The sequence below is a fragment of the Streptomyces sp. NPDC050509 genome (assembly GCF_044457965.1).
Lineage (GTDB): Bacteria > Actinomycetota > Actinomycetes > Streptomycetales > Streptomycetaceae > Streptomyces.
The window spans coordinates 41977-66456 of the sequence record NZ_JBITHL010000009.1 but is presented as its reverse complement, the minus strand read 5'-3'; the positions used below and the strand labels follow the sequence as shown (position 1 = coordinate 66456).

The 24480-nt window shown below is 71.4% G+C and carries 18 protein-coding genes; 8 read left to right on the top strand and 10 right to left on the bottom strand.

Annotated elements, in window-relative coordinates; genetic code table 11:
- Window positions 1-24 precede the first annotated feature (24 nt).
- Window positions 25-3711 (top strand): thiol reductant ABC exporter subunit CydD, encoded by a 3687-nt coding sequence (gene cydD / locus ACIBJC_RS25240; protein WP_399296152.1) that lies wholly within the window; start codon window positions 25-27, stop codon window positions 3709-3711.
- A 43-nt stretch (window positions 3712-3754) separates the two neighbouring features.
- Complete coding sequence (locus ACIBJC_RS25235) at window positions 3755-5593, top strand: GAF domain-containing sensor histidine kinase (RefSeq protein ID WP_399296150.1); 1839 nt, start codon at window positions 3755-3757, stop codon at window positions 5591-5593.
- A 49-nt stretch (window positions 5594-5642) separates the two neighbouring features.
- Here the strand turns inward: ACIBJC_RS25235 and ACIBJC_RS25230 are convergent, their stop codons facing one another.
- On the bottom strand, window positions 5643-6509 hold the full coding sequence (locus ACIBJC_RS25230) for a Cof-type HAD-IIB family hydrolase (RefSeq protein ID WP_399296148.1): 867 nt from the start codon (window positions 6507-6509) through the stop codon (window positions 5643-5645).
- 147 nt (window positions 6510-6656) lie between these two features.
- Here ACIBJC_RS25230 and ACIBJC_RS25225 point away from each other — a divergent pair, with 147 nt between their 5' ends.
- The gene (locus ACIBJC_RS25225; RefSeq protein ID WP_399296146.1) at window positions 6657-7556 is read left to right on the top strand and encodes an LLM class flavin-dependent oxidoreductase; all 900 of its coding nucleotides are present in this window, start codon (window positions 6657-6659) and stop codon (window positions 7554-7556) included.
- A gap of 4 nt (window positions 7557-7560) precedes the next feature.
- Here ACIBJC_RS25225 and ACIBJC_RS25220 read toward each other — a convergent pair whose 3' ends face one another.
- From ACIBJC_RS25220 to ACIBJC_RS25205, 4 genes are all read right to left on the bottom strand, one after another.
- Window positions 7561-8163 carry an RNA 2'-phosphotransferase gene (locus tag ACIBJC_RS25220; RefSeq protein ID WP_399296144.1) on the bottom strand — a complete coding sequence of 201 codons (603 nt, stop codon included), beginning with the start codon at window positions 8161-8163 and terminating at the stop codon, window positions 7561-7563.
- Window positions 8164-8298: 135 nt separating this feature from the next.
- Window positions 8299-9240 carry a metal-dependent hydrolase gene (locus tag ACIBJC_RS25215; RefSeq protein ID WP_399296781.1) on the bottom strand — a complete coding sequence of 314 codons (942 nt, stop codon included), beginning with the start codon at window positions 9238-9240 and terminating at the stop codon, window positions 8299-8301.
- Window positions 9241-9356: 116 nt separating this feature from the next.
- Window positions 9357-11237 (bottom strand): SDR family oxidoreductase, encoded by a 1881-nt coding sequence (locus tag ACIBJC_RS25210; RefSeq protein ID WP_399296142.1) that lies wholly within the window; start codon window positions 11235-11237, stop codon window positions 9357-9359.
- A complete protein-coding gene (locus tag ACIBJC_RS25205) occupies window positions 11234-12067 on the bottom strand; it encodes a M24 family metallopeptidase (protein ID WP_399296140.1) in 834 nt (277 codons plus the stop codon). Before ACIBJC_RS25205 ends, ACIBJC_RS25210 begins: the two co-directional genes overlap by 4 nt.
- Window positions 12068-12362: 295 nt before the next feature.
- Between ACIBJC_RS25205 and ACIBJC_RS25200 the strand changes: the two genes are divergently transcribed.
- The 5 genes from ACIBJC_RS25200 to ACIBJC_RS25180 all read left to right on the top strand — a co-directional run bounded on the left by ACIBJC_RS25200 (window position 12363) and on the right by ACIBJC_RS25180 (window position 16944).
- Window positions 12363-13406, top strand: coding sequence for an ABC transporter ATP-binding protein (locus ACIBJC_RS25200; RefSeq protein ID WP_399296779.1), 1044 nt, complete (start codon window positions 12363-12365; stop codon window positions 13404-13406).
- Window positions 13396-14319, top strand: a complete 924-nt coding sequence (locus ACIBJC_RS25195) for an ABC transporter permease subunit (RefSeq protein WP_399296138.1) — start codon at window positions 13396-13398, stop codon at window positions 14317-14319. Before ACIBJC_RS25200 ends, ACIBJC_RS25195 begins: the two co-directional genes overlap by 11 nt.
- Window positions 14316-15227 (top strand): ABC transporter ATP-binding protein, encoded by a 912-nt coding sequence (locus tag ACIBJC_RS25190; protein ID WP_399296136.1) that lies wholly within the window; start codon window positions 14316-14318, stop codon window positions 15225-15227. Before ACIBJC_RS25195 ends, ACIBJC_RS25190 begins: the two co-directional genes overlap by 4 nt.
- A gap of 25 nt (window positions 15228-15252) precedes the next feature.
- Window positions 15253-15972 (top strand): ABC transporter permease, encoded by a 720-nt coding sequence (locus ACIBJC_RS25185; protein WP_399296134.1) that lies wholly within the window; start codon window positions 15253-15255, stop codon window positions 15970-15972.
- A 276-nt stretch (window positions 15973-16248) separates the two neighbouring features.
- The gene (locus ACIBJC_RS25180) at window positions 16249-16944 is read left to right on the top strand and encodes a hypothetical protein (protein WP_399296777.1); all 696 of its coding nucleotides are present in this window, start codon (window positions 16249-16251) and stop codon (window positions 16942-16944) included.
- 331 nt (window positions 16945-17275) lie between these two features.
- On the opposite strand, the gene ACIBJC_RS25175 is transcribed toward ACIBJC_RS25180, so the two are convergent.
- The 5 genes from ACIBJC_RS25175 to ACIBJC_RS25155 all read right to left on the bottom strand — a co-directional run bounded on the left by ACIBJC_RS25175 (window position 17276) and on the right by ACIBJC_RS25155 (window position 24477).
- Window positions 17276-18100, bottom strand: coding sequence for an HAD family hydrolase (locus tag ACIBJC_RS25175; RefSeq protein ID WP_399296132.1), 825 nt, complete (start codon window positions 18098-18100; stop codon window positions 17276-17278).
- Window positions 18097-19374, bottom strand: a complete 1278-nt coding sequence (serS, locus tag ACIBJC_RS25170) for a serine--tRNA ligase (RefSeq protein WP_399296130.1) — start codon at window positions 19372-19374, stop codon at window positions 18097-18099. The genes ACIBJC_RS25175 and serS overlap by 4 nt, the downstream gene beginning before the upstream one ends.
- A gap of 590 nt (window positions 19375-19964) precedes the next feature.
- Complete coding sequence (pheA, locus tag ACIBJC_RS25165) at window positions 19965-20900, bottom strand: prephenate dehydratase (RefSeq protein ID WP_399296128.1); 936 nt, start codon at window positions 20898-20900, stop codon at window positions 19965-19967.
- 91 nt (window positions 20901-20991) lie between these two features.
- Window positions 20992-22281 carry an iron uptake transporter deferrochelatase/peroxidase subunit gene (gene efeB, locus ACIBJC_RS25160; protein ID WP_399296775.1) on the bottom strand — a complete coding sequence of 430 codons (1290 nt, stop codon included), beginning with the start codon at window positions 22279-22281 and terminating at the stop codon, window positions 20992-20994.
- A 90-nt stretch (window positions 22282-22371) separates the two neighbouring features.
- Complete coding sequence (locus ACIBJC_RS25155) at window positions 22372-24477, bottom strand: copper resistance CopC/CopD family protein (RefSeq protein ID WP_399296126.1); 2106 nt, start codon at window positions 24475-24477, stop codon at window positions 22372-22374.
- Window positions 24478-24480 lie beyond the last annotated feature (3 nt).

Here is a 24480-nt window from a genome sequence, read left to right as displayed (position 1 = left end):
AGCGGCAGTAAAGGGGTGTTTCACGTGAAACCAATCGATCCGCGTCTGCTCCGGTACGCCCGTGCCACCCGTCTCTTCCTGGTGGCCGTGGTGGTGCTCGGGGTGGCGGGAGCTGCGCTGGTGATCGCCCAGGCGATGCTGATCGCCGAGGTGGTGGTCGGTGCCTTCCAGCGTGGGTACGACGGCTCCGACCTGCGTACTCCCCTGCTGCTGCTCGCCGCTGTCGCCGTCGGACGCGCCCTGGTCTCCTGGCTGACCGAGCTGGCCGCCCACCGGGCGAGCGCGGCGGTCAAGTCAGAGCTGCGCGGGCGGCTGCTGGAGCGGGCGGCCGAGCTGGGGCCCGGCTGGCTCGGTGGCCGGCGCACCGGTTCGCTGGTGGCGCTGGCCACCCGGGGGATCGACGCGCTGGACGACTACTTCGCCCGTTATCTGCCGCAGCTCGGGCTCGCGGTGGTGGTGCCCGTGGCGGTGCTCGCGCGGATCGTCACCGAGGACTGGATCTCGGCCGCGGTGATCGTGGTGACCCTGCCGCTCATCCCGATGTTCATGATCCTCATCGGCTGGGCCACCCAGTCCCGGATGGACCGGCAGTGGCGGCTGCTGTCCCGGCTGTCCGGTCACTTCCTGGACGTGGTCGCCGGGCTGCCGACCCTCAAGGTCTTCGGCCGGGCCAAGGCCCAGGCCGAGTCGATCCGTACGATCACCTCCGAGTACCGCCAGGCCACCCTGCGCACTCTGCGGATCGCCTTCCTGTCGTCGTTCGCGCTGGAACTGCTCTCGACGCTGTCGGTGGCGCTCGTCGCCGTCGGCATCGGGATGCGCCTCGTCCATGGCGACCTCGATCTCTACACCGGGCTGGTGATCCTCGTGCTGGCGCCCGAGGCGTATCTGCCGATCCGGCAGGTCGGGGCGCAGTACCACGCGGCGGCCGAGGGTCTCTCCGCCGCCGAGGAGATCTTCGCGGTCCTGGAGACGGAGCCCGCGACGCGCGGTACGGGGGAGGTGCCGGGTACGCCGCGGCTGGAGCTGGACGGCGTGACGGTCCGCCACCAGGGCCGTACGGAGCCCTTGCTGGACGCGATCACCCTGACGGTCGAGCCGGGGGAGACCGTCGCCCTGGTCGGCCCGAGCGGCGTCGGGAAGACCACGCTGCTCCACACGGTGCTCGGATTCGCCGCACCGGACGAGGGGCGGATACGGGTCGACGGCCGGGACCTCGCCTCCCTCGACCCGGAGCGCTGGCACGAGACCATCGCCTGGGTCCCCCAGCAGCCGTACCTCTTCGCCGGGACGATCGCCGAGAACGTACGGCTGGCCCGTCCCGACGCGGACGACACGGCCCTGGACGCCGCGCTGCGCGAGGCGGGCGCGTACGACTTCGTGACGGCGCTCCCCCATGGCACGGACACCGCGCTCGGCGAGGACGGCGCCGGGCTCTCGGCCGGCCAGCGCCAGCGGCTCGCGCTGGCCCGCGCCTTCCTCGCCGACCGGCCGCTGCTGCTCCTGGACGAGCCGACCGCGGCGCTCGACGGCGAGACGGAGGCGGGCATCGTCGAGGCGGTACGGCGACTGGCGGCGGGCCGTACGGTCCTGCTGGTCGTCCACCGGCCGGCGCTGCTCGCGGTGGCGGACCGGGTGATCACGCTTCCGGAGCGGTCGGAGCGGTCGGAGCGGTCGGAGCGGTCGGAGCGGTCGGAGCGGCCGGAGCGGCCGGCGGGAGGGCGCCCGGATGCGGTGGAGCGCCTGGAAGCGTTGGAGCGTACGGGAACGGCGGAACGTACGGGGACGGCGGGGCCCGCGGAGGCGGAGATGGCCACCCTGGTCGCCGTCCCCGACGCGGGGAGCCCTGAGGACACCCTCGGCAGCGGCGCGGTTCCGACGCCCCGGAGCCCGCTCGCGCGGATGCGGGAGGCCGCCGGAACGCTGCGCGGACGCTTCGCCCTGGCGCTGGTCCTCGGAAGCTGCGCCCTCGGCTCGGCCGTCGGCCTCATGGCCGTCTCCGGCTGGCTGATCTCGCGCGCCTCCGAACAGCCCCCGGTGCTCTATCTGATGGTCGCGGTCACGGCGACCCGCGCCTTCGGCATCGGCCGCGCCGTGTTCCGGTACGCCGAGCGGCTCGTCTCGCACGACGCGGTGCTCAGGATGCTCGCGGACCTCAGGGTCTCCGTGTACCGGAGGCTGGAGCGCGTCGCGCCCGCCGGGCTGCGTACGACACGGCGCGGGGATCTGCTCTCGCGGCTCGTCGCGGACGTGGACGAACTCCAGGACTACTGGCTCCGATGGCTGCTCCCGGCCGGCACCGCGCTGCTCGTCTCCCTGGGCGCCGTCGGCTTCACCGCCTGGCTGCTGCCAGAGGCGGGCGCCGCCCTGGCCGTCGGACTGCTTGCCGCCGGAGTGGGCGTACCGCTGCTGAGCGGTGTGTGCGCCCGCCACGCCGAGCGGCAACTGGCCCCGGCGCGCGGGCTGCTGGCCACCCGGATCGTCGATCTGTTCAGGGGCACCGCGGAGCTGACCGTCGCGGGCGCGCTGCGCGGCCGGCTGAGCCGGGTGCGGGCGGCCGACGCGACACTGACGTCGATCGCCTCGCGCAGTGCGGGCGCCCAGGCGCTGGGCGCCGGGCTCACCGCCCTGATCTGCGGCGCGACCGTGGCCGTCGCCGCGTTCCTGGGTGTCCAGGCCGTGCACGCGGGACGGCTCGCGGGCGTCGAACTGGCCGTGATCGTGCTGACCCCGCTCGCCGCGTTCGAGGCGGTCACCGGGCTGCCGCTCGCCGTGCTCCACCGGCAGCGGGCCCGCCGCAGCGCCGAGCGGGTGTGCGAGGTGCTGGACGCGCCCGTCCCCGTACAGGAGCCGGAACGGCCCGCGCCCGCGCCCGCGTCGCCGTTCCCGCTGGAGGTGCGCGGGCTGTCCGCGCGCTACGCGGGGCAGCGCCGGGACGCGCTCGCGGGCTTCGATCTGACGCTGACCGCGGGAAAGCGCGTCGCCGTCGTCGGTCCCTCGGGCTCGGGCAAGACCACGCTCGCCCAGGTGCTGCTGCGCTTCCTGGACGCCCGCGAGGGAAGCTGCCGCATGGGCGGTACGGACGGGGGCGCGCAGGACGGTACGGACAGCGGTACGGACAGCGGTACGGACATGGCCGCGCTCGACGGCGACACCGTACGGCGTCTCGTCGGGCTCTGCGCCCAGGACGCCCACCTCTTCGACAGCTCCGTACGCGAGAACCTGCGGCTCGCCCGTACGGACGCCGACGAGGACGAACTGCGGGACGCGCTGCGCCGGGCCCGGCTGCTCGACTGGGTCGACGCGCTGCCCGACGGGCTCGACACCCTGGTCGGGGAGCACGGCGCCCGGCTCTCCGGCGGCCAGCGCCAGCGCCTCGCCCTGGCCCGCGCGCTCCTCGCGGATTTCCCCGTGCTGATCCTGGACGAGCCCGCGGAACACCTCGACCTGGCGACCGCCGACGCGCTGACCGCCGATCTGCTGGCGGCGACCGAGGGGCGGACGACGCTGCTCATCACCCATCGGCTGCGGGGACTGGACACGGTCGACGAGGTGATCGTGCTGGACGAGGGCCGCACCGTACAGCGCGGTCCCTACGGTGAACTCGCCGCCGCCGAGGGGCCGCTGCGGCGGATGCTGGAGCGGGAACGGGCCGGCGATCTGCTCGGCGCGGCAGCGACGGCACCCGCCGCCGCCCTCGCGACGCGCTGAATCCGACTTTCGGTGTGAAATGGCCCTTACTACTCTCGGATTCATGGACGAGCCCGAACCCCTGGACCCGCTGGATCCCCTCGATCCCCTGGAAGCGGCCACCCTCGCGGCCGGCAGCCTGGAAGGGCTCTCCGCCGAGACCACCGCGCGGGTCCCCCAGCTCCTGGAGGCGATGTGCTCCGTCGGCGCGGGGCGCGGGCTGCACGCCACGCTCGACCGGATCTGCGCGACCGCCGCCGAGCTCGTCGGTGCCCGGTACGCGGCGATCGGTGTCGTCGACGAACAGGGCGAGGGCCTCTCCGACTTCGTCACGTACGGAGTCGACGAGGACACGGCCCGGCGGATCGGCCACCGGCCCGACGGGCACACCGGACTCCTCGGCGCGCTGATCCGGCACCCCGAACCGATCCGGCTCGCCGATCTGACGACCGACCCGCGCGCGGCCGGATTCCCGCCGGGTCACCCCCCGATGCGTACGTTCCTCGGCGTCCCGGTCCCGGGCCAGGGCGAGATCTTCGGCAACCTCTATCTCGCAGGAAAGACCGCCGGGAGGACCGGCGGGAAGATTGCCGGGAAGACCGGCCGGAAGACCGGCGGGACGCACTCGGGAGGGGCGGAGCCCGACGGAGCGGGGGACGCGGAGTTCAGCGAGCACGACCTGCAGATGGTGCGCGTCCTGGCCACCGAGGCGGGCATCGCCATCGGCAACGCCCGGCTGTACGAGGCGGCCCGGCAGCGCGAACGGTGGATCGACGGCTCGGTCGCCGTCACCACCGCGCTCCTCTCCGGGGGCTCCACCGAGGACGCGCTCACCGTCGTCGCGGAACAGGCCCGCCGCCTCTCGGGCTCGGCGATGGCCTCGGTGATGCTCCGTACGCCCAACGGCGAACTGGAGATCGTCGCGGTCTCCGCCGACCGCCCCCGCGTCACCACCGGCTATCTCATCCCGGCCGAGAGCCCCGCCGCCGCGGCTCTGCTCGCGGGCGAGGACGTCCTCGTGGAGGACGCCCGCACCGACCCGCGCGTGATCACCGAGATGGCCTCGCTGTACGGCCCGATCATGCTGCTGCCCCTGCGGACCGACGGCCGGGTGCTCGGGGCGCTCGTCATGCCGCGCGAGCGGGGCGCACGCACCTTCGGCGACCGGGAGCGCACGCTGGCGGGCCAGTTCGCCTCGCAGGCCGCGCTGGCGCTGATGATGGCGGGCGCGCAGCACGACCGGGAGCGGCTGGCCGTCCTGGAGGACCGCGACCGGATCGCCCGCGACCTCCACGACCTGGTGATCCAGCGCCTGCACGCCACCGGGATGATGCTGGAGAGCGCCCAGCGCGGCACGGTCGCGCCCGAGGTCCACCAGGGCATCGACCAGGCCGTCGAGGCGCTGGACGTGACGATCCAGGAGATCCGGGCGGCCGTCTTCGCGCTCCAGCAGGGGCCGGCGGAGGCCCCGTCGGGGGTACGGACGCGGGTCCTGCGGGAGATCAACATGGCGGCGGTGCCGCTGGGGTTCACCCCCGCGCACCGCTTCGTCGGCCCGGTCGACGCGGCTGTGGGCGAGCCGAACGGGAAGAACCTGATCGCCGCGCTCCGGGAGGCCCTGTCCAACGCCTTCCGCCATGCGCGCGCGACCCGTATCGAGGTGGTGGTGGACGCGACCGTACGGCTCGCCGACGGGAGGAGGGCGGTGCGGCTGACCGTGGCGGACGACGGGATCGGCATCCCGGCCGGGGGTCGGCGCAGCGGGCTGCGCAACCTCCGGAGGCGGGCCGAGGCGCTGGGCGGGTCCAGCTGGTCCGAGGCGGGACTCGGCGCCGGGGAAGGAGGGGTGGGAGAGGCGGAAGGTACCCGAGGGGCGGCGGTGATCTGGGAGGTGCCGCTGTGAGCGCGGACCGCCCGGTGTGGTTGGTGTGGTTGGTGTGGTTGGTGGGGTTCTACAGGCGGGCCAGGATCTGTTCGATGACGACCGCGACGCCGTCCTCGTTGTTGGTGACGGTACGGCCGGACGCGGCGGCCAGGACGTCCGGGTGCGCGTTGCCCATCGCGTACGACGTGCCCGCCCACGTCAGCATCTCCAGGTCGTTGGGCATGTCCCCGAAGGCGACGACCTCGTCGGAGGAGATGGAGCGCTCGGCGCAGCAGAGGGCGAGTGTGCTCGCCTTGCTCACGCCCAGGCCGCTGATCTCCAGGAGCGCGGTCGGGCTGGAGCGGGTGAGGGTGGCGCGGTCGCCCGCCACCGTACGGGCGAGAGCGAGGAAGCCGTCCGGGGTCAGCTCGGGGTGGTGGGCGAGCAGCTTCAGTACGGGGGCGCCGTCGTCCGTCCCGTCGGAGCGCAGGAGCTTCTCGGCGGTGGCGATGGTCGCGCCCGGGTCCTGGACGAAGGCCGGATACGTCGGCTCGTAGTTGATGCCGGTGGTCTGCTCGACCGCGAAGGTCGTCCCGGGGGCGGCGTCGCGCAGGGCTCCCACGACGTCCAGGGCGACCGCCCGGTCCAGCGGGCGGGCCGTGAGCAGCTTGCCGCCGGAGTGCAGATCGACCACCGCGGCGCCGTTGGCGCAGATCGCCATGCCGTGGCCGTGCACATGGGCGCTGACGACATCCATCCAGCGGGCCGGCCGTCCGGTGACGAAGAAGACCTCGATGCCGGCCTCCTCGGCGCGTTCGAGCGCGGCGATCGTACGGTCCGAGACGGACTTGTCGTCGTGCAGCAGCGTGCCGTCCAGATCCGTGGCGATCAGCCGGGGCCGGGCGGGGAGCGGCGAGGTGTCGGGGGCGGGAACGGATCCACGGGTCGAGGTCACCGGGCCATTCTCACGTACGGCCGCGCACGGGCGGGCGGAGGGGCGCACGTTTGAGCCGTGCGCCGGTGTCCGCCGTTGTCCGCCCGGGAGTCCGCCCGGAGTCCGCCCGGTGTCTGCGGGGCGGACCCGGCCCGTATCGTCGCGGTCATGCGTCTGAGTACTGTGATTCTTCCCGTCCGTCGCTGGCACGACGGTGGCCGTGACGAGTGGCTGCGCGCCGAGCAGCTGGGCTTCCACACCGCGTACACCTACGATCATCTGTCCTGGCGGACCTTCCGGGACGGCCCGTGGTTCGGGGCGGTCCCGACCCTGACGGCCGCTGCCGCCGCGACCGGGCGGATCCGTCTCGGCACGCTCGTGACCTCGCCGAACTTCCGTCATCCGGTGACGCTCGCCAAGGAACTGCTCACGCTCGACGACGTGTCGGACGGCCGGATCACGCTGGGGATCGGCGCGGGCGGTACGGGGTTCGACGCCACGGCGCTGGGCCAGGAGCCGTGGTCGCCGCGGGAGCGCGCCGACCGGTTCGCCGAGTTCGTACCGCTGCTCGACCGGCTGCTGACCGAGGACTCCGTGACGTACGAGGGGACGTTCTACTCGGCGGTCGAGGCCCGGGGCATCCCGGGGTGCGTGCAGCGGCCCCGGCTGCCGTTCGCGGTGGCGGCGACCGGGCCGCGGGGGCTGAAGCTCGCCGCCCGGCACGGCCAGGCGTGGGTGACGACGGGGGATCCGAAGCTGTTCGAGACGGGTACGCCCGAGGAGTCGCGGGCTGCGATCCGCGGGCAGATCGACCGGCTCGGCGCGGCGTGCGAGGAGATCGGGCGGAAGGCGTCGGAGGTGGAGAAGGTCCTGCTGACCGGTTTCACGCCGGACGGGAACGGGCCGATGGAGTCGCTGGACGCGTTCGTGGACTTCGCGGGCCGCCACTTCGAGCTGGGGATCACCGAGATCGCGGTGCACGCGCCCATCCCCGACTCGGACTTCGCCGCCGACCAGCGGGTGTTCGAGCGGATCGGCACGGAGGCGTTGGCTCAGCTCCGTCCCTGACGCGTCAGCCGGGGAACCGCAGGTAGCGCGGGGGTACGGAGTCGGTGAGCCAGACGCCGTTCGCGCTGACGTGGAAGACCAGCCCGGCACGGTGCATCGCCCCCGCGTCCACCGACAGCACGACGGGCCGGCCGCGGCGGGCCCCGACCCGGGTCGCGGTCGCGCGGTCCGGCGAGAGATGCACATGGTGCCGGGCCATGGGACGCAGGCCCTCGGCCCGTATCGCGTCCAGGGCGCGGGGCGTGGTGCCGTGGTAGAGGTACGGCGGCGGCTCCGCCGGCGCCAGCTCCAGGTCGACGGTGACCGTGTGGCCCTGGTTGGCCCGTATCCGGTCGGCGCTGTCCCCACCGCTTCCGCTGTCGATGGTGAAACGGCGTTTGTCGTTGACGGCGACCACATGGTCGAGTTCGGCGCGGCTGATCCGGAAGCCGTGGGCGCCGGCCGCGCGGAGCAGCTCGTCGACCGTCACCCAGCCGTTGGGGTCGAGGGTGAGTCCGATCCGTTCGGGCTGGTGGCGCAGGTGCTTGGAGAGGTACTTCGACACCTTCACGGTGCGTCGCTCATCGGGGGCGCGGGGCGGGCCGGGTCGGTCCGGGGCGTTGTGCATCCGGTCAGCGTGCCGGGTGGTGGCAGAGGGACGCCACCGGATTTTCAACTCGTCATGGTTCATAGGTTTGATCCACAGTCAACTTGACTTATCCACAGGCTAATTGGCGAATCTGTGGACAAGTGCTGAGTGCTTTCAGGTCATTTGCCCAAAATGCCTTCCTTGTCTGTGGGTTGATGTGATGGCATCCAAGGGCCTTTCCTGAAGCCCCTGTTCACCGCACCGGCTTCCACGCGCCGCCGGTGAGGACGCGAGATATGCGTCGGCCATGGCCGACGAACCCTCCCGTGAGGGGTGGTACGAGCGGCGGAAGTAGCGGGGTATCGCCGCGCCCAGCTCACCCCATCGCGGCAACAGGCCTCTCGCGACGGCCCTGTTGTGCGCACGCAGGGAGTAGCGCAATCGGCCCGCGAGCCGTGGATCGTGCCGGATCAGATACGCGGCGCCCCACGCCCACATCCACAGCAGGACGGGCACGGTGACACACATCGTCCCGATCCGGCGGGCGTAGCGCAACGGGCCCGGGCCGCCGCAGTGTTCGTACAGGTCGAACGCCACGGCGCGGTGCTCGACCTCCTCCGCGCCGTGCCAGCGCAGCAGGTCGAGCATCGTCCCGTCGGCTCCCGCACGGTCCAACGCCCCCGCGCGCAGCACCCAGTCGCCGAGGACGGCCGTGAACTGCTCGATCGCGGCGACGAACGCCAGCCGGTACAGCGGCCACCGCCCGGCCGGGAAGGGTATTCCCCAGGGCGGCTTGTCGCCGAGCAGCCGCTCGAAGACGAAGTCGACATGGCGCGTGTACGCCGCCGTGTCCAGCTTCTGCTCGGCGAGATGGTTCAGCACATAGGTGTGCTGCACGCTGTGGGTGGCCTCCTGGCCCATGAACCCCTTGACGTCCTTGAGCAGTTCGGGGTCGGTGATCAGCGGCAGGGCCTCCTTGAAGACCTTGACGAACCATCGCTCTCCCGCGGGCAGCAGCAGATGCAGCACATTGATGACATGGGTGGCGATCGGCTCGTCCGGTATCCAATGAAGCGGCGTCGCACGCCAGTCGAAGGAGACCCGGCGCGGCACGATCGCGTGCTGCCCCCGCTGTTCCTGCCGGTCCGGCCGTTTCTGCTGTTCTTGCCGCTCCTCCCGCTCCTCCCGCTGCTGATAACCCTGTTGCCCCTGTTGCTTCCGCTCCTCGGTGCTCACAGCGGCGGCTCCACCCGGGCGACGGCGCGCCGCGTCCGGGGTGCGATCCGCGACAGGAACCGCGCGCCACGGGCCTCCGCGGTGACGGGCACGACGGCCTGATTGCGGACGACGGCGCGCAGCACGGCGTCGGCGACCTTCTCGGGCGGGTAGCCGCGCATCCCGTACAGCCGGGCGGTCTTCTTCCTGAGGCGGTCCTCCTCCTCGGCGGAGGCGCCGGCGAAGTGCGCGGTGGAGGTGATGCCGGTGTTGACGAAGCCGGGGCAGATCGCGGTCACCCCGATGGACTTCCCGGCCAGTTCGGCGCGCAGGCACTCGCTGAGCATCAGCACGGCCGCCTTGGACGTGCCGTACGCGCTCAGCGCGCGGGAGGGCTGATAGGCCGCGGCGGAGGCGGTGTTGACGATATGGCCGCCCTGTCCGCGCTCCACCATCTGTCTGCCGAAGAGCCGGCAACCGTGGATCACGCCCCACAGGTTGGTGTCCAGGACGTCCTTCCACTCCTCGGCGGTGGTGTCCAGGAAGGCCCCGGACAGCCCGATGCCCGCGTTGTTGACCAGGACGTCGACCGTGCCGTACCGCGCCGCGACCTTCTCGGCGAGCCGCTCCATGGCCGGTCCGTCGCCGACGTCGACGGTCTCGCTCCAGGCGTCCGGGGCGCCGATCATCCTGGCCAGCTCCGCGGTTCTGGCCGCGCCGTCCCCGTCCCGGTCCACCGCCACCACCCGGGCGCCCGCCTCGGCGAACGCGAAGGCCACCGCCCGGCCGATCCCGCCGGCCGCGCCCGTGACCAGGACGAGCTGTCCGCCGAAACGCTCGGCATACGGGCCGCTCGGCGCGGCGGCGGCGGCCCGTGGTTCGCCGTCCTCCTGGGCGAGGACGAAGTCCGCGATCCAAGTGGCCAGTTGGTCGGGGCGGGTGCGGGGCACCCAGTGCTTGGCGGGCAGCGAGCGCCGTACGAGCCGGGGCACCCACCGGTCCAGATCGTCGTAGAGCCGCTCGGAGAGGAAGACGTCGTCCGTCGGCGTGATGAGCTGGACCGGTGCGTGCGCGGTGGCGTCCGTACGCGGCCGGCGCAGCCGGGCGCGGATGTTGTCCCGGTAGAGCCAGACCCCGTGTGCCGCGTCCCGTGGCAGTGAGGAGGTCGGATAGCTGTCTCCGGGCATCTTCTCGATCCGCCGGACCATCGTGGGCCACCGTCTGCCGAGCGGTCCGCGCCAGGCCAGCTCCGGCAGGACGGGGGTGTGCAGCGCGTAGATGTACCAGGACTTGGCGCTCTGGCCGAGAAGCTGCGCCGCCCGGCGGGGGGTGGGGCGCCCCGCCCGCTCCTTGAACCAGTGGCCGAGATGGTCCAGGGACGGGCCCGACACGGAGGTGAACGAGGCGATACGGCCCGCGGTCCTGGCCACGGTGACGAACTCCCAGGACTGCACGGAACCCCAGTCGTGGCCCACGAGATGGACCGGCCGGTCCGGGCTCACCGCGTCCGCGACCGCCAGGAAGTCGTCCGTCAGCTTCTCCAGGGTGAAGCCGCCGCGGAGCGGGACCGGCGCCGTAGACCTGCCGTGGCCCCGTACGTCGTACAGCACCACGTGGAAGCGGTCCGTGAGCCGCCGGGCCACCTCCGACCAGACCTCCTTGCTGTCCGGGTAGCCGTGCACGAACAGCACCGTCGGCCGGGCCGGGTCGCCCAGCTCGGCGACGCACAGGTCGACCCCGCCGGCCCGCACCCAGCGCTCGCGCGCCCCCGCCGCCGCGGCGCGGTCCGCCGGCCCTTCGGCCCCCGCGCGTTCCCCGTCGCTTCCGGGCTCTCCGCCCGCCTCACGGTCCCGGCCCGGCCCACGGTCCCCGCTGGTCATGCGGTCGTCGTCCTTCATGCGGCCTCCGCCCAGCGCCGCACATGCGGCAGATCGTCATCCAGCCAGAACGCGCTCTCCACCGGGTCCCGGGAGTCGGTGACCACCAGAATCTCCTCGAACTTCGCGCCCGTACCCCGGAACCCGAGATGGGGCTCGACCGCCCACAGCCCCGGCCGGGGCGGGTGGTCGGAGGATCTGTACGGGCTCCACAGCGGCGACCAGCCGTCCCGGTGTCCGTGCAGCACATCGCCCGCCAGGCCCTTGACCGCCTGCGTACCGAACCCGAGCACATGCGGCGACCAGCGGCGTTCCCTCAGACGGCCGACCTTGTGCGCGATCACGCCGAAGGGATAGGCCCGGTGCCGGTTGGCGCACCCCTGGCTGGCCATCAGCCGGTCCACATCCTGGTAGATCTCCCGCAGCGAGCGCCGCTCGCGCACCTCCCGCAGGATCAGCTCGCGGTGCGCCTCCAGATCCGCGCGGAGCCTGTCCTGCAAGGGATTGGGCCCCAGGGAACCGGAGTAGCCCACATCGGCGGGGAAGCCGCGGTGCACCGGCGCCAGATCGAGGATGAACGGCATCCCCGGCTCCAGCCGCCGACCGGTGGGGAAGAACTGGAGCGGTATCCGGAAGCCGGCGAACGCCGTACGGTCCCCGAACCAGGCGAAGGGCAGATGGAACCAGTCCCGCACCCCGCGTCTGCGCAGCCACCCGCGCTGCATCCGCGCCGCCTCGCGCTCCGTCACCCCCGGCCGCAGCCGCGCGGCGACCTCCTCCGCGCACGCGTACGCCAGGCGCTGGACCTCCCTGAACCCCCGCAGCTCAGCGGCCTGTTCATGGATCGACACCCTGCCGCCCCCCGTTCTGTGTGCGCTACGTGATCGTCACGTGACACGACGAATGTGGCAACCGGCGGCGGCTGCGTCAAGCGAGCCGCTGTCCCTGTGGATAACTCGGCCCGGGGCCACGCTCCCCGGCCGCGCCGCCGCACCCCCTCGCCTCCCCTCCTCCTTGGGGCATGCCCCCTACGGGTCCGTACGACTGGAGACGGACACGGATACAGGCGCCAGGTCTGACGTCGTCTGTGGCCCGCGCCACTACCTTCGGACTGTGACGACTGTGATCGCGACCGAAAGCCTGAGCATGCGGTACCCCCGGGTGACCGCGCTCGACCGGCTCTCCCTGGACATCGGGCCCGGTGTGACCGGCCTGGTGGGTGCCAACGGAGCCGGTAAATCCACGATGATCAAGATTCTGCTCGGCCTGTCCCGTGCGACGGAGGGCCGGGCCGCCGTGCTCGGGCTCGACGTCGCCACCAGTGGCAGCGCCATCCGCGAGCGGGTCGGGTACATGCCCGAGCACGACTGCCTGCCGCCGGACGTCTCGGCCACCGAGTTCGTCGTCCACATGGCGCGCATGTCCGGGCTGCCCCCGACCGCGGCCCGTGAGCGGACCGCCGACACCCTGCGCCATGTCGGCCTCTACGAAGAGCGCTACCGCCCCATCGGCGGTTACTCCACCGGCATGAAGCAGCGCGTCAAACTCGCGCAGGCGCTGGTCCACGACCCGCAGCTCGTCCTTCTCGACGAGCCGACCAACGGTCTCGACCCGGTCGGCCGTGACGAGATGCTGGGCCTGATCCGACGTGTCCACACCGACTTCGGCATCTCCGTCCTGGTCACCTCGCACCTCCTGGGCGAACTCGAACGCACCTGTGACCATGTCGTCGTCATCGACGGCGGCCGGCTGCTGCGCTCCAGTTCCACCAGCGACTTCACGCAGATCACCACGACCCTCGCGGTCGAGGTCACCGACACGGACGCGCACCCCGACGGAACGGGGGCCCTGCGCGACTCCCTCACCGCCGCCGGGGTCATGCTCCACTCGGGCACGGAGGAGGGGCTGCCGGGCGCGGGTCACATCCTGCTGATCGAGGCCACGGGCGAGGAGACGTACGACGTCGTCCGCGACACCGTCGCCGGGCTCGGCCTCGGACTCGTACGGATGGAACAGCGCCGCCACCACATCGCGGAGGTCTTCAGTCCGCGATCGGCCGCCGAGTCGGACCAGGCCCAGGGGCCCGCCCAAGGCCAGGGCCCGGCCCAGGGCCGGAGCGCCGACCAGGGCCAGGGCGCGGACCGGGCGGCGTACGCACTGCAGAAGGGAGGCGCCCGCGATGAGCGCTGAGACCGACGCCCGTACCGGTACCCACAGCGGTATCGACCCCGGGTCCAGCCGGATCCACAACATCGGATACCGCGCGTACGAAGGGTCGCGGCTCGGCCGCGCCTACGCCCGCCGCTCCCTCTACTCGCAGACCCTGCGCGGCGCGTACGGACTCGGCCGGTCGGCCAAGTCCAAGGTCCTGCCGATGATCCTCCTCGCGGTGATGTGCCTGCCCGCGGCGATCATCGTGGCGGTCGCCGTCGCGACGGACCTCAAGAGCCTGCCCATGGACTACACGCGCTACGCGATCTTCACCCAGGCGGTCATCGGCCTCTACCTCGCCGCGCAGGCGCCCCAGTCCGTCTCCCGCGATCTGCGCTTCAAGTCCATTCCGCTCTACTTCTCGCGCCCCATCGAGCGCGGCGACTACGTCCTCGCGAAGTACGGCGCGATGGCCTCCGCCCTGCTCATCCTGACCGGCGTGCCGCTTCTCATCCTCTACGTCGGCTCGCTGCTGGCCTCGATGGACTTCGTCGAGCAGACCAAGGGGTTCGGCCAGGGGCTGGTGTCGGTGACGGTGCTCTCGCTCCTCTTCGGCGGGCTCGGCCTCGTGGTGGCCGCGCTGACGCCGCGCCGCGGGTTCGGTGTCGCCGGAGTGATCGCGATGCTGACCATCTCCTACGGGGCCGTCTCCGTCCTCCAGGCGATCGCCTCCACCACGGACCAGGGCGGCGCCGTCCAATGGATCGGCCTCTTTTCCCCTATCACGCTGATCGACGGCCTCCAGACCGCGTTCCTCGGCGCCACGTCGTCCTTCCCCGGGGGCGCGGGCCCCTCGGCCGGGGTCGGCGTGGTCTACCTGCTGGCCGTACTCGCGCTCATCTCCGGCGCGTACGCCGTCCTCATGAGCCGTTACCGGAAGGTCGGGCTGTGACCACCATCAACATCGAGCACACCTCGCGCTGGTTCGGGAACGTGGTCGCCGTCAACGACGTGACCATGTCCATCGGCCCCGGCGTGACCGGCCTGCTCGGCCCCAACGGCGCCGGCAAGTCCACCCTCATCAACATGATGGCGGGCTTCCTCGCCCCCTCCACAGGCACCGTCACCCTCGACGGCGAGAAGATCTGGCGCAACGAGTCCGTCTACCGCCAGATCGGCATCGTGCCGGAGCGGGAGGGGATGTACGACTTCCTCACCGGCCTCGAATTCGTCGTCGCCAACGCCGAACTGCACGGCCTGGGCGCCAAGGAGGCCCGTGCCGCGCTCGCCACGGTCGAGATGGAGTACGCGCAGGACCGCAGGATCGGGACGTACAGCAAGGGCATGCGCCAGCGGGTGAAGATGGCGTCCGCGCTGGTCCACGATCCGTCGGTGCTGCTGCTCGACGAGCCGTTCAACGGCATGGACCCGCGCCAGCGCATGCAGCTCATGGAACTGCTGCGGCGGATGGGCGCCGCGGGCCGCACGGTGCTGTTCTCCTCCCACATCCTGGAGGAGGTCGAGCAACTCGCCTCGCACATCGAGGTGATCGTGGCGGGCCGGCACGCCGCCTCCGGTGACTTCCGCAAGATCCGCAGGCTGATGACCGACCGGCCGCACCGCTATCTCGTACGGTCCAGCGACGACCGCGCGCTCGCCGCCGCCCTGATCGCCGACCCGTCGACGGCCGGCATCGAGGTCGACCTCGCCGAGGGCGCCCTGCGTATCCAGGCCGTCGACTTCGGCCGCTTCACCGAACTGCTTCCGAAGGTCGCCCGCGAGCACTCCATCCGGCTGCTCACGGTCTCGCCGTCGGACGAATCCCTTGAGTCGGTCTTCTCCTACCTCGTAGCGGCCTGAGCGGCCTGAAAGGAGCTGTGACGTCATGTACAACCCCACAGTCGCCCGGCTCACCTACCGGGCCCTGCTCGGCAGGCGCCGGGCCGCGATCCTCTTCGTACTGCCCGCGCTGCTGATCCTGATGGCGGTCGCCGTCCGTACGTTCAACGGGGTCGACGACCAGATCGCCTCGGAGGTGCTGGGCGGCTTCGCCCTCGCGACGATGGTCCCGCTCATCGGCGTGATCGCCGGTACGGGCGCGATCGGCCCCGAGATCGACGACGGGTCGATCGTCTATCTGCTCTCCAAGCCGGTGAAGCGGTCGGCGATCATCTTCACCAAACTGATCGTGGCGATCGCCGTCACCATGGCCTTCTCCGCGATCCCCACCTTCATCGCCGGATGGATCCTCAACGGCAACGGCCAGCAGATCGCGATCGCCTACACGGTCGCGGCGCTCGTCGCCTCGATCGCGTACAGCGCGCTCTTCCTGCTGCTCGGTACGGTCAGCCGGCACGCCGTGGTCATCGGCCTCGTCTACGCGCTGGTCTGGGAGACCCTGTTCGGCAGCCTGGTGTCCGGCGCGCGGACGCTCAGCGTCCAGCAGTGGGCGCTGGCGCTCGCCCAGAAGATCGGCGAGGGCTCCACGATCACCTCGGACGTCGGGCTGCCCCTGGCGGTGAGCCTGCTGGTGGGCGTCTCGGTGGCGGCGACCTGGTATGCGGGCCAGAAGCTGCGGACGCTGACGCTCGCGGGCGAGGAGTGAGGAACCCTGAAGGGCCCCTGAAGGCCCTGAGGGCCTGAAGGTCCCGAGGGTCCTGAGAGGCCGCGTAACTGTACGTTTATCGGCTCGTTGTTCCGTGAGCGTGGAGGCAACTGGAGTTCGTAGCGTCGAGCGTTCGTGAATCTGGGGATTGCCGGTGGCGGCTCAAGGGAGCCGCCGCACCGGTCATTGAGTGAGTAGCCACCGTGAGCCGACCTCCGCCCCTGAAGCCCGGGGAGAGGGCCGACCATCATCGGTTCACGAATGGAAGGCATGCTCATGCCACCTGAAGGTGCTCTGCTCGAATCGCGCGCGATGCGTGTTGAGTATTTGGGGCGCGTCGACGCGCTCGACAAGATCAAGGCCCTTGTCATGCTCCCGGATGGTATTCACATCCGCACAGAAGACATCTCCCGGTACTTCGAAGTATCCACAGATGTGATCAGGCAGGTGACGGCGAGGCATCGAGCCGAGCTCGCAGAAAGCGGTATGCGGGTACTCCGAGGCTCTGAACTGCGGAAATTTCATAGTGACATGGTGTCACTATGGGGCGGGCGCTATGCCGAAAGTTATCCACAGGCCGCCACTCAGCTCACCCTCCACACCCGCCGTGCCGTCCTCAACATCGCGATGCTTCTTCGCGACAGCGACATCGCGCGGTGCGTCCGTACGTACCTTCTCGACGCCGAGGAGGGCTGGCGCGAGGGGTACGCCGCACTCGACCGTCGGGTGACGGATGTCGAGTCCTGCCTCGGCGGGGTCGGGGTGGCGCTCCAGGAGCTGGGACCGGTGCTGAACCGGATGTCGTACCGGCTCGACAGCCTCGACCGGAGGCTCGACGCCACCAACCAGGTGGTCGCCGCGATCAGCAACCGGCTGTGCGAGATGTCGGACCGTATCGACCGGGTGGACGCCAAGGTGGATCACGTGGTCCAGCAGGTGGGGGAGTTGCGGCGCGGCCGTAAGCGCCGCTGATCCGTTCCCGGCGGACCGGGCCGGGCCCCTACGGATAATCAGTGGCGGGCCGTGGTGCGCCGGGAGCACAGTAGGTGGTGTCACGGCAGCCGATCTGCCGGGGCGCACCACCGACCGGGAGCGGAGCACGGCGATGACCGGCTGACGAGTCCGTCGAGATCTGTCGCGTTCCGAACAGGACGGCACCGCGCCGGTACCGGAGAAGCCATCACCCCTCCGCGCAGCCGCACGAGTGCCGCCCGGGGGCGGCCGCTTCGAGCGCGCATCCGCGCGGGCCGCCCCTCCCGTACTCCCTCGCTCCCCGCGCCGTGTCCGTCGCCACGCGGCCGGCTCAGCCGAGCAGCAGCTTCTCCAGCACCACCGCGATGCCGTCGTCCGCGTTGGAGTCCGTGATCTCGTCCGCCACGGCCTTCAGCTCCGCGTGCGCGTTCGCCATCGCCACGCCGTGCCGCGCCCAGCCGAACATCGGGATGTCGTTGGGCATGTCGCCGAACGCGATCGTGTCCGCCGCCTTCACGCCGAGCCGGCGCGCGGCCAGCGAGAGGCCCGTGGCCTTCGTCAGGCCCAGGGGAAGGATCTCCACTATCCCCTCGCCCGCCATCACCACGTCGACCAGACTGCCGACCGTCGCCCGCGCGGCCTGTGCCAGCGCGTCGTCGTCCAGCCCCGGATGCTGGATGTAGACCTTGTTCAGCGGCGCCGCCCACAGCTCCGCCGGGTCCGCGACGAGCGTGGTCCGCAGCGGGCCCTCCTGCAGTCGGAAGCCGGAGGTGACCAGGACCTCGCCGTCGAGCCCGTCCCGGCTCACGGCCAGGGCGAGCGGGCCGACCTCGCTCTCGACCTTGGCGAGCGCCAGCCCGGCGAGCTGCCGGTCCAGCGTCAGGGAGGTCAGCAGCCGGTGCTCACCGGCGTGGTAGACCTGCGAGCCCTGCCCGCACACCGCGAGGCCCTCGTACCCCAGGTCGTCCAGGACATGGCGCGTCCAGGGCACGGACCGTCCGGTGACGATGATGTGCGCCGCGCCCGCCGCGGTGGCCGCGGCGAGCGCTTCGCGGGTACGCCCGGAGACCGTGCCGTCGTCCCGCAGCAGTGTGCCGTCGAGATCGGTCGCGACCAGCTTGTACGGGAACGGCGCGGCAGCCGGGTCGGTGGTCACTTGGCGATCGGCTCCAGCACCTCACGGCCGCCCAGGTACGGACGGAGCATCTCGGGCACCCTGACCGTACCGTCGGCCTGCTGGTGGTTCTCCAGGATCGCCACGATCGTGCGCGGCACGGCGCACAGCGTGCCGTTCAGCGTCGAGAGCGGCTTGACCTGCTTGCCCTCGCGCATCCGGACCGAGAGCCTGCGGGCCTGGAAGCCGTCACAGTTGGACGCCGAGGTCAGCTCGCGGTACTTGCCCTGCGTCGGGATCCACGCCTCGCAGTCGAACTTGCGCGAGGCCGACGCGCCCAGGTCGCCCGTCGCCACATCGATCACCTGGAAGGGCAGCTCAAGGGCGGTCAGCCACTGCTTCTCCCACTCCAGGAGCCGCTGGTGCTCGGACTGGGCGTCCGCCGGGTCGACGTACGAGAACATCTCGACCTTGTCGAACTGGTGGACCCGGAAGATGCCCCGGGTGTCCTTGCCGTACGTACCGGCCTCGCGGCGGAAGCACGGCGAGTAGCCCGCGTACCGCAGGGGCAGCTTGTCGGCCTCGATGATCTCGTCCATGTGGTACGCGGCGAGGGGCACCTCCGACGTACCCACCAGGTAGTAGTCGTCCTTCTCCAGGTGGTACACGTTCTCGGACGCCTGGCCGAGGAAGCCCGTGCCCTCCATGGCGCGCGGGCGGACCAGCGCCGGGGTCAGCATCGGGATGAAGCCGGCCTCGGTGGCCTGCGCGATCGCCGCGTTGACCAGCGCCAGCTCCAGCAGGGCGCCGACCCCGGTCAGGTAGTAGAAGCGCGAGCCCGACACCTTGGCGCCGCGCTCGACGTCGATGGCGCCCAGCGACTCGCCCAGTTCGAGGTGGTCCTTCGGGGCGAAGCCCTCCGCCGCGAAGTCACGGATCGTGCCGTGCGTCTCCAGGACGACGAAGTCCTCCTCGCCGCCCACCGGGACGTCGGGGTGGACGACGTTGCCGAGCTGGAGGAGGAGCCGCTTGGCCTCCTCGTCGGCCTCGTGCTGCTCGGCGTCGGCGGCCTTGACGTCGCCCTTGAGCTGCTCGGCCTTCTTGAGCAGCTCGGCGCGCTCCTCGGCGGACGCCTTGGGGATCAGCTTGCCGAGCGCCTTCTGCTCGGAGCGCAGCTCGTCGAAGCGGACGCCGGACGACCTGCGCCGCTCGTCGGCGGAGAGCAGGGCGTCGACAAGGCCGACGTCCTCTCCACGGGCGCGCTGGGAGGCGCGAACACGGTCGGGGTCCTCACGAAGCAGGCGAAGGTCAATCACCCCACCAGGCTACCGGTGCGCACTGACAACGCCCCACTCGATTGTCGACAGGCACACCCGCCGTCCGAATTGCCGCATTTGGTAAAACTGTCGGGAAGTCCTTTGCGGGTCTCCCGCCGTTCGTCAATAAAGGGGATTGAATTCGCCGGAACGAGGCATTCGCGCGTCGTCGCCTTGACCCACTTCCCTTGTGTGGGGCGGGACTTGGGGGAGCGGTGGCGGGGTGCGGGCCGCCTGTTGTCCACAGAAAGGCGGGCTTCCCCAAAGTTATCCACAGGCTGTGCGGGAGATCTGTGGATCAGAGGAAAGGCCCCTGCGAAAGCCGGGGAGAGGATGGAAAGAGCGCCGCTCAAACCCACTTCACACACTCATTCGGGTGGGAATTGCTCGCTCCAACGAGTTGATCACGGGAATGGGGGTGACGCCGGGCCGCCGGAGGGGCTGTGGACGAAAGGGGGATGAGTGCGGAGATTTGTCGACTGAGTCGATGCGGGTTGTCGACTTGTCCCCAGGTCGAGAACCGACCCTGTGGATAACTCGGGTCTCTGTCCACAGGCCCTGTGCCATGGCACAGGGCGAGCGGATCGACCTCAGGCCCGGCCGTCCTGGCTGCGGGCCAGCCAGTCCGCCGCGTCGATGAACTCGGAGTCCGAGGTTCCGGGACGCAGCGTCCGTACGTCCGCCGCCGACACCCCGGCCCGCGGATACGAACCGAGGAACCGCACCTTGGGGCAGATCCGCTTCAGCCCCATCAGCGCTTCCCCCACCCGGCGGTCCGAGATGTGGCCCTCGGCGTCCACGGCGAAGCAGTAGTTGCCGATGCCGGCGCCGGTGGGCCGCGACTGGATCAGCATCAGGTTGACGCCGCGCACCGCGAACTCCTGAAGGAGTTCGAGCAGCGCGCCCGGGTGGTCGTCGCCCAGCCAGATGACCACCGAGGTCTTGTCCGCTCCCGTCGGCGACGCGGGGCGCGCGGGCCGGCCCACCAGGACGAAGCGCGTCTCCGCGTTCTCCGCGTCGTGGATCTCGCTGACCAGGGGTTCGAGGCCGTACGTCGCCGCCGCGAACGCGCCCGCGAAGGCCGCGTCGAAGCGGCCCTCCTGCACCAGCCGCGCCCCGTCCGCGTTCGACGCGGCCGACTCCCACAGCGCGTCCGGGAGCTGGGCCCGCAGCCAGTTGCGCACCTGCGGCTGGGCCACCGGGTGCCCGGTCACCGTCTTCACGTCGGAGAGCTTCGTACCCGGCCGTACGAGCAGGGCGAAGGCGATCGGCAGCAGCACCTCGCGGTAGATCATCAGGGGCTCGCCGGAGGCCAGTTCGTCGAGGGTCGAGGTGACCCCGCCCTCCACCGAGTTCTCGATCGGTACGAGGGCCGCCGCGGCCTCTCCGCTCCGTACGGCGTCGAGAGCCGCCGGAACCGACACCATCGGGACCAGCTCCCGCGTGGCGGCTTCGGGGAGAGTACGGAGGGCGGCTTCCGTGAAGGTGCCCTCGGGGCCGAGATACGTATAGCGCGTGGCCGACATACGGTCACCCTAATGGCCCGGCCGCACCGATGGTTCCCGTGGCAGGGCAGGGCAGGGCAGGGCAGGGCAGGGGGTAGGGGGTAGGGCAGGCTCAGGACTCCAGCAGCCGCTGGCCGACGTACTCCCCCCGGCCCGCGCCTCCCGGCACCGCGAACAGCCCGCTCGACTCGTGGCGGATGAACGCCGACAGCGCGTCCCCGCGGTCGAGCTTGCGCTGCACGGGTACGAACCCCTTGAGCGGGTCGGCCTGCCAGCAGACGAAGAGGAGCCCGGCGTCCGGTGTTCCGTCGGCGCCGATGCCGTCGTGGAAGGAGAAAGGGCGGCGCAGCATGGCGGCCCCGCCGTTCGCGTCCGGCCGGGAGATCCGGGCGTGCGCGTTGCTGGGGATCACGAGATCGCCGTCGGGCCCGCGCTTGTCGAGATCCGGCTCGGTCGTCTCCGTACCGCCGGTGAGCGGGGCTCCGTCGGCCTTGCGGCGCCCGATGACCTGCTCCTGCCCGGCGACCGTCAGCTCCTCCCAGTCGTCGAGGAGCATGCGGATGCGCCGTATGACGGCGTAGGAGCCGCCGGCCATCCACTCCGGGGTGCCCGTCGGCACCTTCGCCGGTACGAAGATCCGCTGGTCGAAGTCCGGGTCGGACGGCTTCGGGTTACGGGTGCCGTCGACCTGGCCCATCAGATTGCGGGCGGTCATGGGCTGCGCGGTCGCGCCGGGGGAGCGGTTGAACCCGTTCATCTGCCAGCGCACCCGGGCCGCGGAGCCCGCGTCCTTCTGGAGCGCGCGCAGGGCGTGGAAGGCGACCAGCGCGTCGTCGGAGCCGATCTGGATCCACAGGTCGCCGTTGCTGCGTGCGGCGTCGAGATGGTCGGAGGAGAAGGCGGGCAGGGGGTCGAGGGCGGCGGGGCGGCGGGCGGTGAGTTCCGTACGGTCGAAGAAGGTGCGGCCGAAGCCGAAGGTCACGGTGAGGGAGGACGGGCCGGCGTCCAGGGCGATCCCGGTGTCATGGCCGCCGCTCTTGAGGCTTCCGGTCCGGCCGGTGGACGGTTCGCCGGCCATCAGCGCCTGGGCCGAGGCCGACCAGCGGCGGAGCAGCGCTGCGGCCTCCTTCCGGCCCGCGCCGGGGGCCAGGTCGAAGGCGACCAGGTGGCCGCGGGCGTGCGCCGGGGTGGTGATGCCGGACTGGTGTGCGCCGTGGAAGGGGACGGTCTCGGTGCCGACGGTGGTCAGCGCGGTGACCGGTTCGGGGCGGCGGGCCGTCACATAGCCGGCTCCGCCCGCGGCGCCGAGTGCCAGCCCGGCGGCTCCGGCGGCGCCCGCGGTACCGAGCAGCCGCCGTCTGGAGACGGTGGAGGTGCCGGCCGTCCTCGCGTCGTCAGGCAGGTCCGAGGCGGCCGAGGGATCCGAGGGATCCGAGGAGGCGTTCGGGCCGGCCGGGGTGGTCGGGGTCTGTCGCGTGTCGCTCACGGTGAGTCAGCCGATCTTCACGTTCTTGTCGACGGTCGTCTGGTCGATGTCCGAGGTCCGCACGGTCACCTGGAGCTTCCAGTCACCGGGCATCGGGAGCAGGACGGGGTCCGCGGTCCATTTTCCGGCGGCGGCGCGTACGGGCACGATCGGCAGCGGTCCGATCTTCTCGGCCGTGAGGGTGAACGCGATCTTCACCTCGGGCACGTCCATGGCCTTTCCTTCGGCGTCGTCGAGGTAGATGTCCATGACGTTGACGCCGGAGCGTGCCGGGTCGAGGGCGAGCCTGACGGTGCCCTGGCCGTTCTCGCCGCCGGTGTCGAAGGGCAGGGTGACGGTGGTGGGGCCCGTTTTCTCGGGCTCGGCGGCTGCCGCGGCACCGGCCCGGCCGCTCTCCTGCTCGGCGGTGCGGGCCGGCTCGGTCGAGGTCAGCACGGTCGTGACGGCGAGGAGTACGACGGCCACGCCGGCCTCGGCGAAAACGGAGCGGCGCAGTCCGGCCCGCTCGGGATCGGCGTCGCGCAGACGTTTCTGGCGTGCGCTCGCCATCGCGGCTTTCTGGCGTGTGAGCTGGGTAGCTCTCTCAGCGTCACCAACGACGGTTGTCGCCGCGGGGGTCTCGGGTCCACTCCCAGTCTCCGGTTCCGCCGCGGCTTCGGCCTTCGCTCCTGCCCCTGTCCCTTCCGATGTCCCCTCTGTCCCTGCCTTCGTCTCTGTCTCTGCCTCCGAGCCTGTTCCCGAGTCCGTCCCTGTCCCTTCCGCGAGCCGTCCTGTCCACCGTCGTGAGAACCAGGCGATCACGACCAGGACGGCCACCAGCCCGACCTTGACCAGAAGGAGCCGCCCGTATGACGTTCCCCCGAGCGCCGACCACGATCCGACCTGCCGCCAGGACTGGTAGAGCCCGGTCGCGGCGAGGACGACGACGCTGACGAAAGCGATGCGGGAGAAGCGCCGTATCGCCGCGCTTTCCATGAAAGGCGCCTTGTAGAGAGCGATGAGCAGCGCGGTCAGACCGCCGAGCCAGGTGGCCACCGCCAGCAGGTGCAGGACGTCCACAGGCATGGCGACACCGGGCTGGATCCCGGTCGAGGCATGTTCGGCGAGAGCCCAGGTGGCGGCGATCCCGGCGGCGACGACGGTGCCGCCCATCCCCAGTCCGAAAGCGAGGTCGTTCTTCTCCGTGCCCCCCGTCCTGTCCGCCGTTCCGGTGCTCTCCCTCGTCCCCGTGCTCTCCGTCGTCCCCGTGCTCTCCTCCGTGCCTTCCCCTGGGTTCGCCTCCTCCCCCTTCTCCTCCGGCGCCTCGCGCCTGGCGTACGTGCCGAAGAGAACGGCGATGAACAGGGCGGCGGCGCCGAGCAGCAGCAGCCGGGAGACGAGGGCCGCGCCGGTCTTGGTGGTCAGGACGTCCTGGAGCCCGCCGAGGTCGAAGGCGTCGGCCAGCTTGCCCGAGCCGGTGTACGGGGTGCGCAGGAGCAGCATGACGAGGGTGGCGGCGGTCAGGGCGAGCCAGCCCTGGACGACAAGCCGTTGCAGGGGCCGTACGGACGCGCCGCGCTGCCAGCAGACGAGGATGAAGGCCGTGCCGCCGACGAGCAGGATGAAGCCGGTGTACGCGATGTAGCGGGTGATGTCGTACAGGGTGCCCACGAGCCCGCCGCCGACCTTCTCGTCGGGGACGGCTGCGGTGGTCTTGGAGGGTGCTCCGATGGAGAAGGTGAAGGCACCGGAGATGGGGTGGCTGTCGGCGGAGACGGCGCGCCACGCGACGGTGTAGGTGCCGTCGGGCAGGCCGGGTTTCAGGCCGACCCCGTATTTGACGGTGGAGCCCGTGCCCAGATCGCGGATCTTCGCGGTGTCGGCGCGCTTGTTGTCCGGATCGAGTACGCGGATCGAGTCGTCGCCCATGGCGATCTGCTCGGAGAAAGTGAGGGTGATGTCCTGAGGGGCGGTGGCGACCACCGCCCCGTCCTCGGGAGTGCTCCCGGTGAGTGCTGCGTGCGCCGATGCCGTGCCGGAGAGCACGGTGAGGACGGTGCCGAGGAGCACCGTGGTGACGAGAAGCAGCCGCACCAGGGATACGGCTCCGAAGCGCGGGGCGGTGGCTGTCATAGG

Bases quoted from the DNA above. Each gene is read 5' to 3' on its own strand.
- ACIBJC_RS25235 (WP_399296150.1), top strand. From the start codon at position 3,755: ATGGACGAGCCCGAACCCCTGGACCCGCTGGATCCCCTCGATCCCCTG.
- ACIBJC_RS25225 (WP_399296146.1), top strand. From the start codon at position 6,657: ATGCGTCTGAGTACTGTGATTCTTCCCGTCCGTCGCTGGCACGACGGT.
- ACIBJC_RS25220 (WP_399296144.1), bottom strand. From the start codon at position 8,163: ATGCACAACGCCCCGGACCGACCCGGCCCGCCCCGCGCCCCCGATGAG.
- ACIBJC_RS25210 (WP_399296142.1), bottom strand. From the start codon at position 11,237: ATGAAGGACGACGACCGCATGACCAGCGGGGACCGTGGGCCGGGCCGG.
- ACIBJC_RS25200 (WP_399296779.1), top strand. From the start codon at position 12,363: ATGCGGTACCCCCGGGTGACCGCGCTCGACCGGCTCTCCCTGGACATC.
- ACIBJC_RS25195 (WP_399296138.1), top strand. From the start codon at position 13,396: ATGAGCGCTGAGACCGACGCCCGTACCGGTACCCACAGCGGTATCGAC.
- ACIBJC_RS25185 (WP_399296134.1), top strand. From the start codon at position 15,253: ATGTACAACCCCACAGTCGCCCGGCTCACCTACCGGGCCCTGCTCGGC.
- ACIBJC_RS25180 (WP_399296777.1), top strand. From the start codon at position 16,249: ATGCCACCTGAAGGTGCTCTGCTCGAATCGCGCGCGATGCGTGTTGAG.
- pheA (WP_399296128.1), bottom strand. From the start codon at position 20,900: ATGTCGGCCACGCGCTATACGTATCTCGGCCCCGAGGGCACCTTCACG.
- ACIBJC_RS25155 (WP_399296126.1), bottom strand. From the start codon at position 24,477: ATGACAGCCACCGCCCCGCGCTTCGGAGCCGTATCCCTGGTGCGGCTG.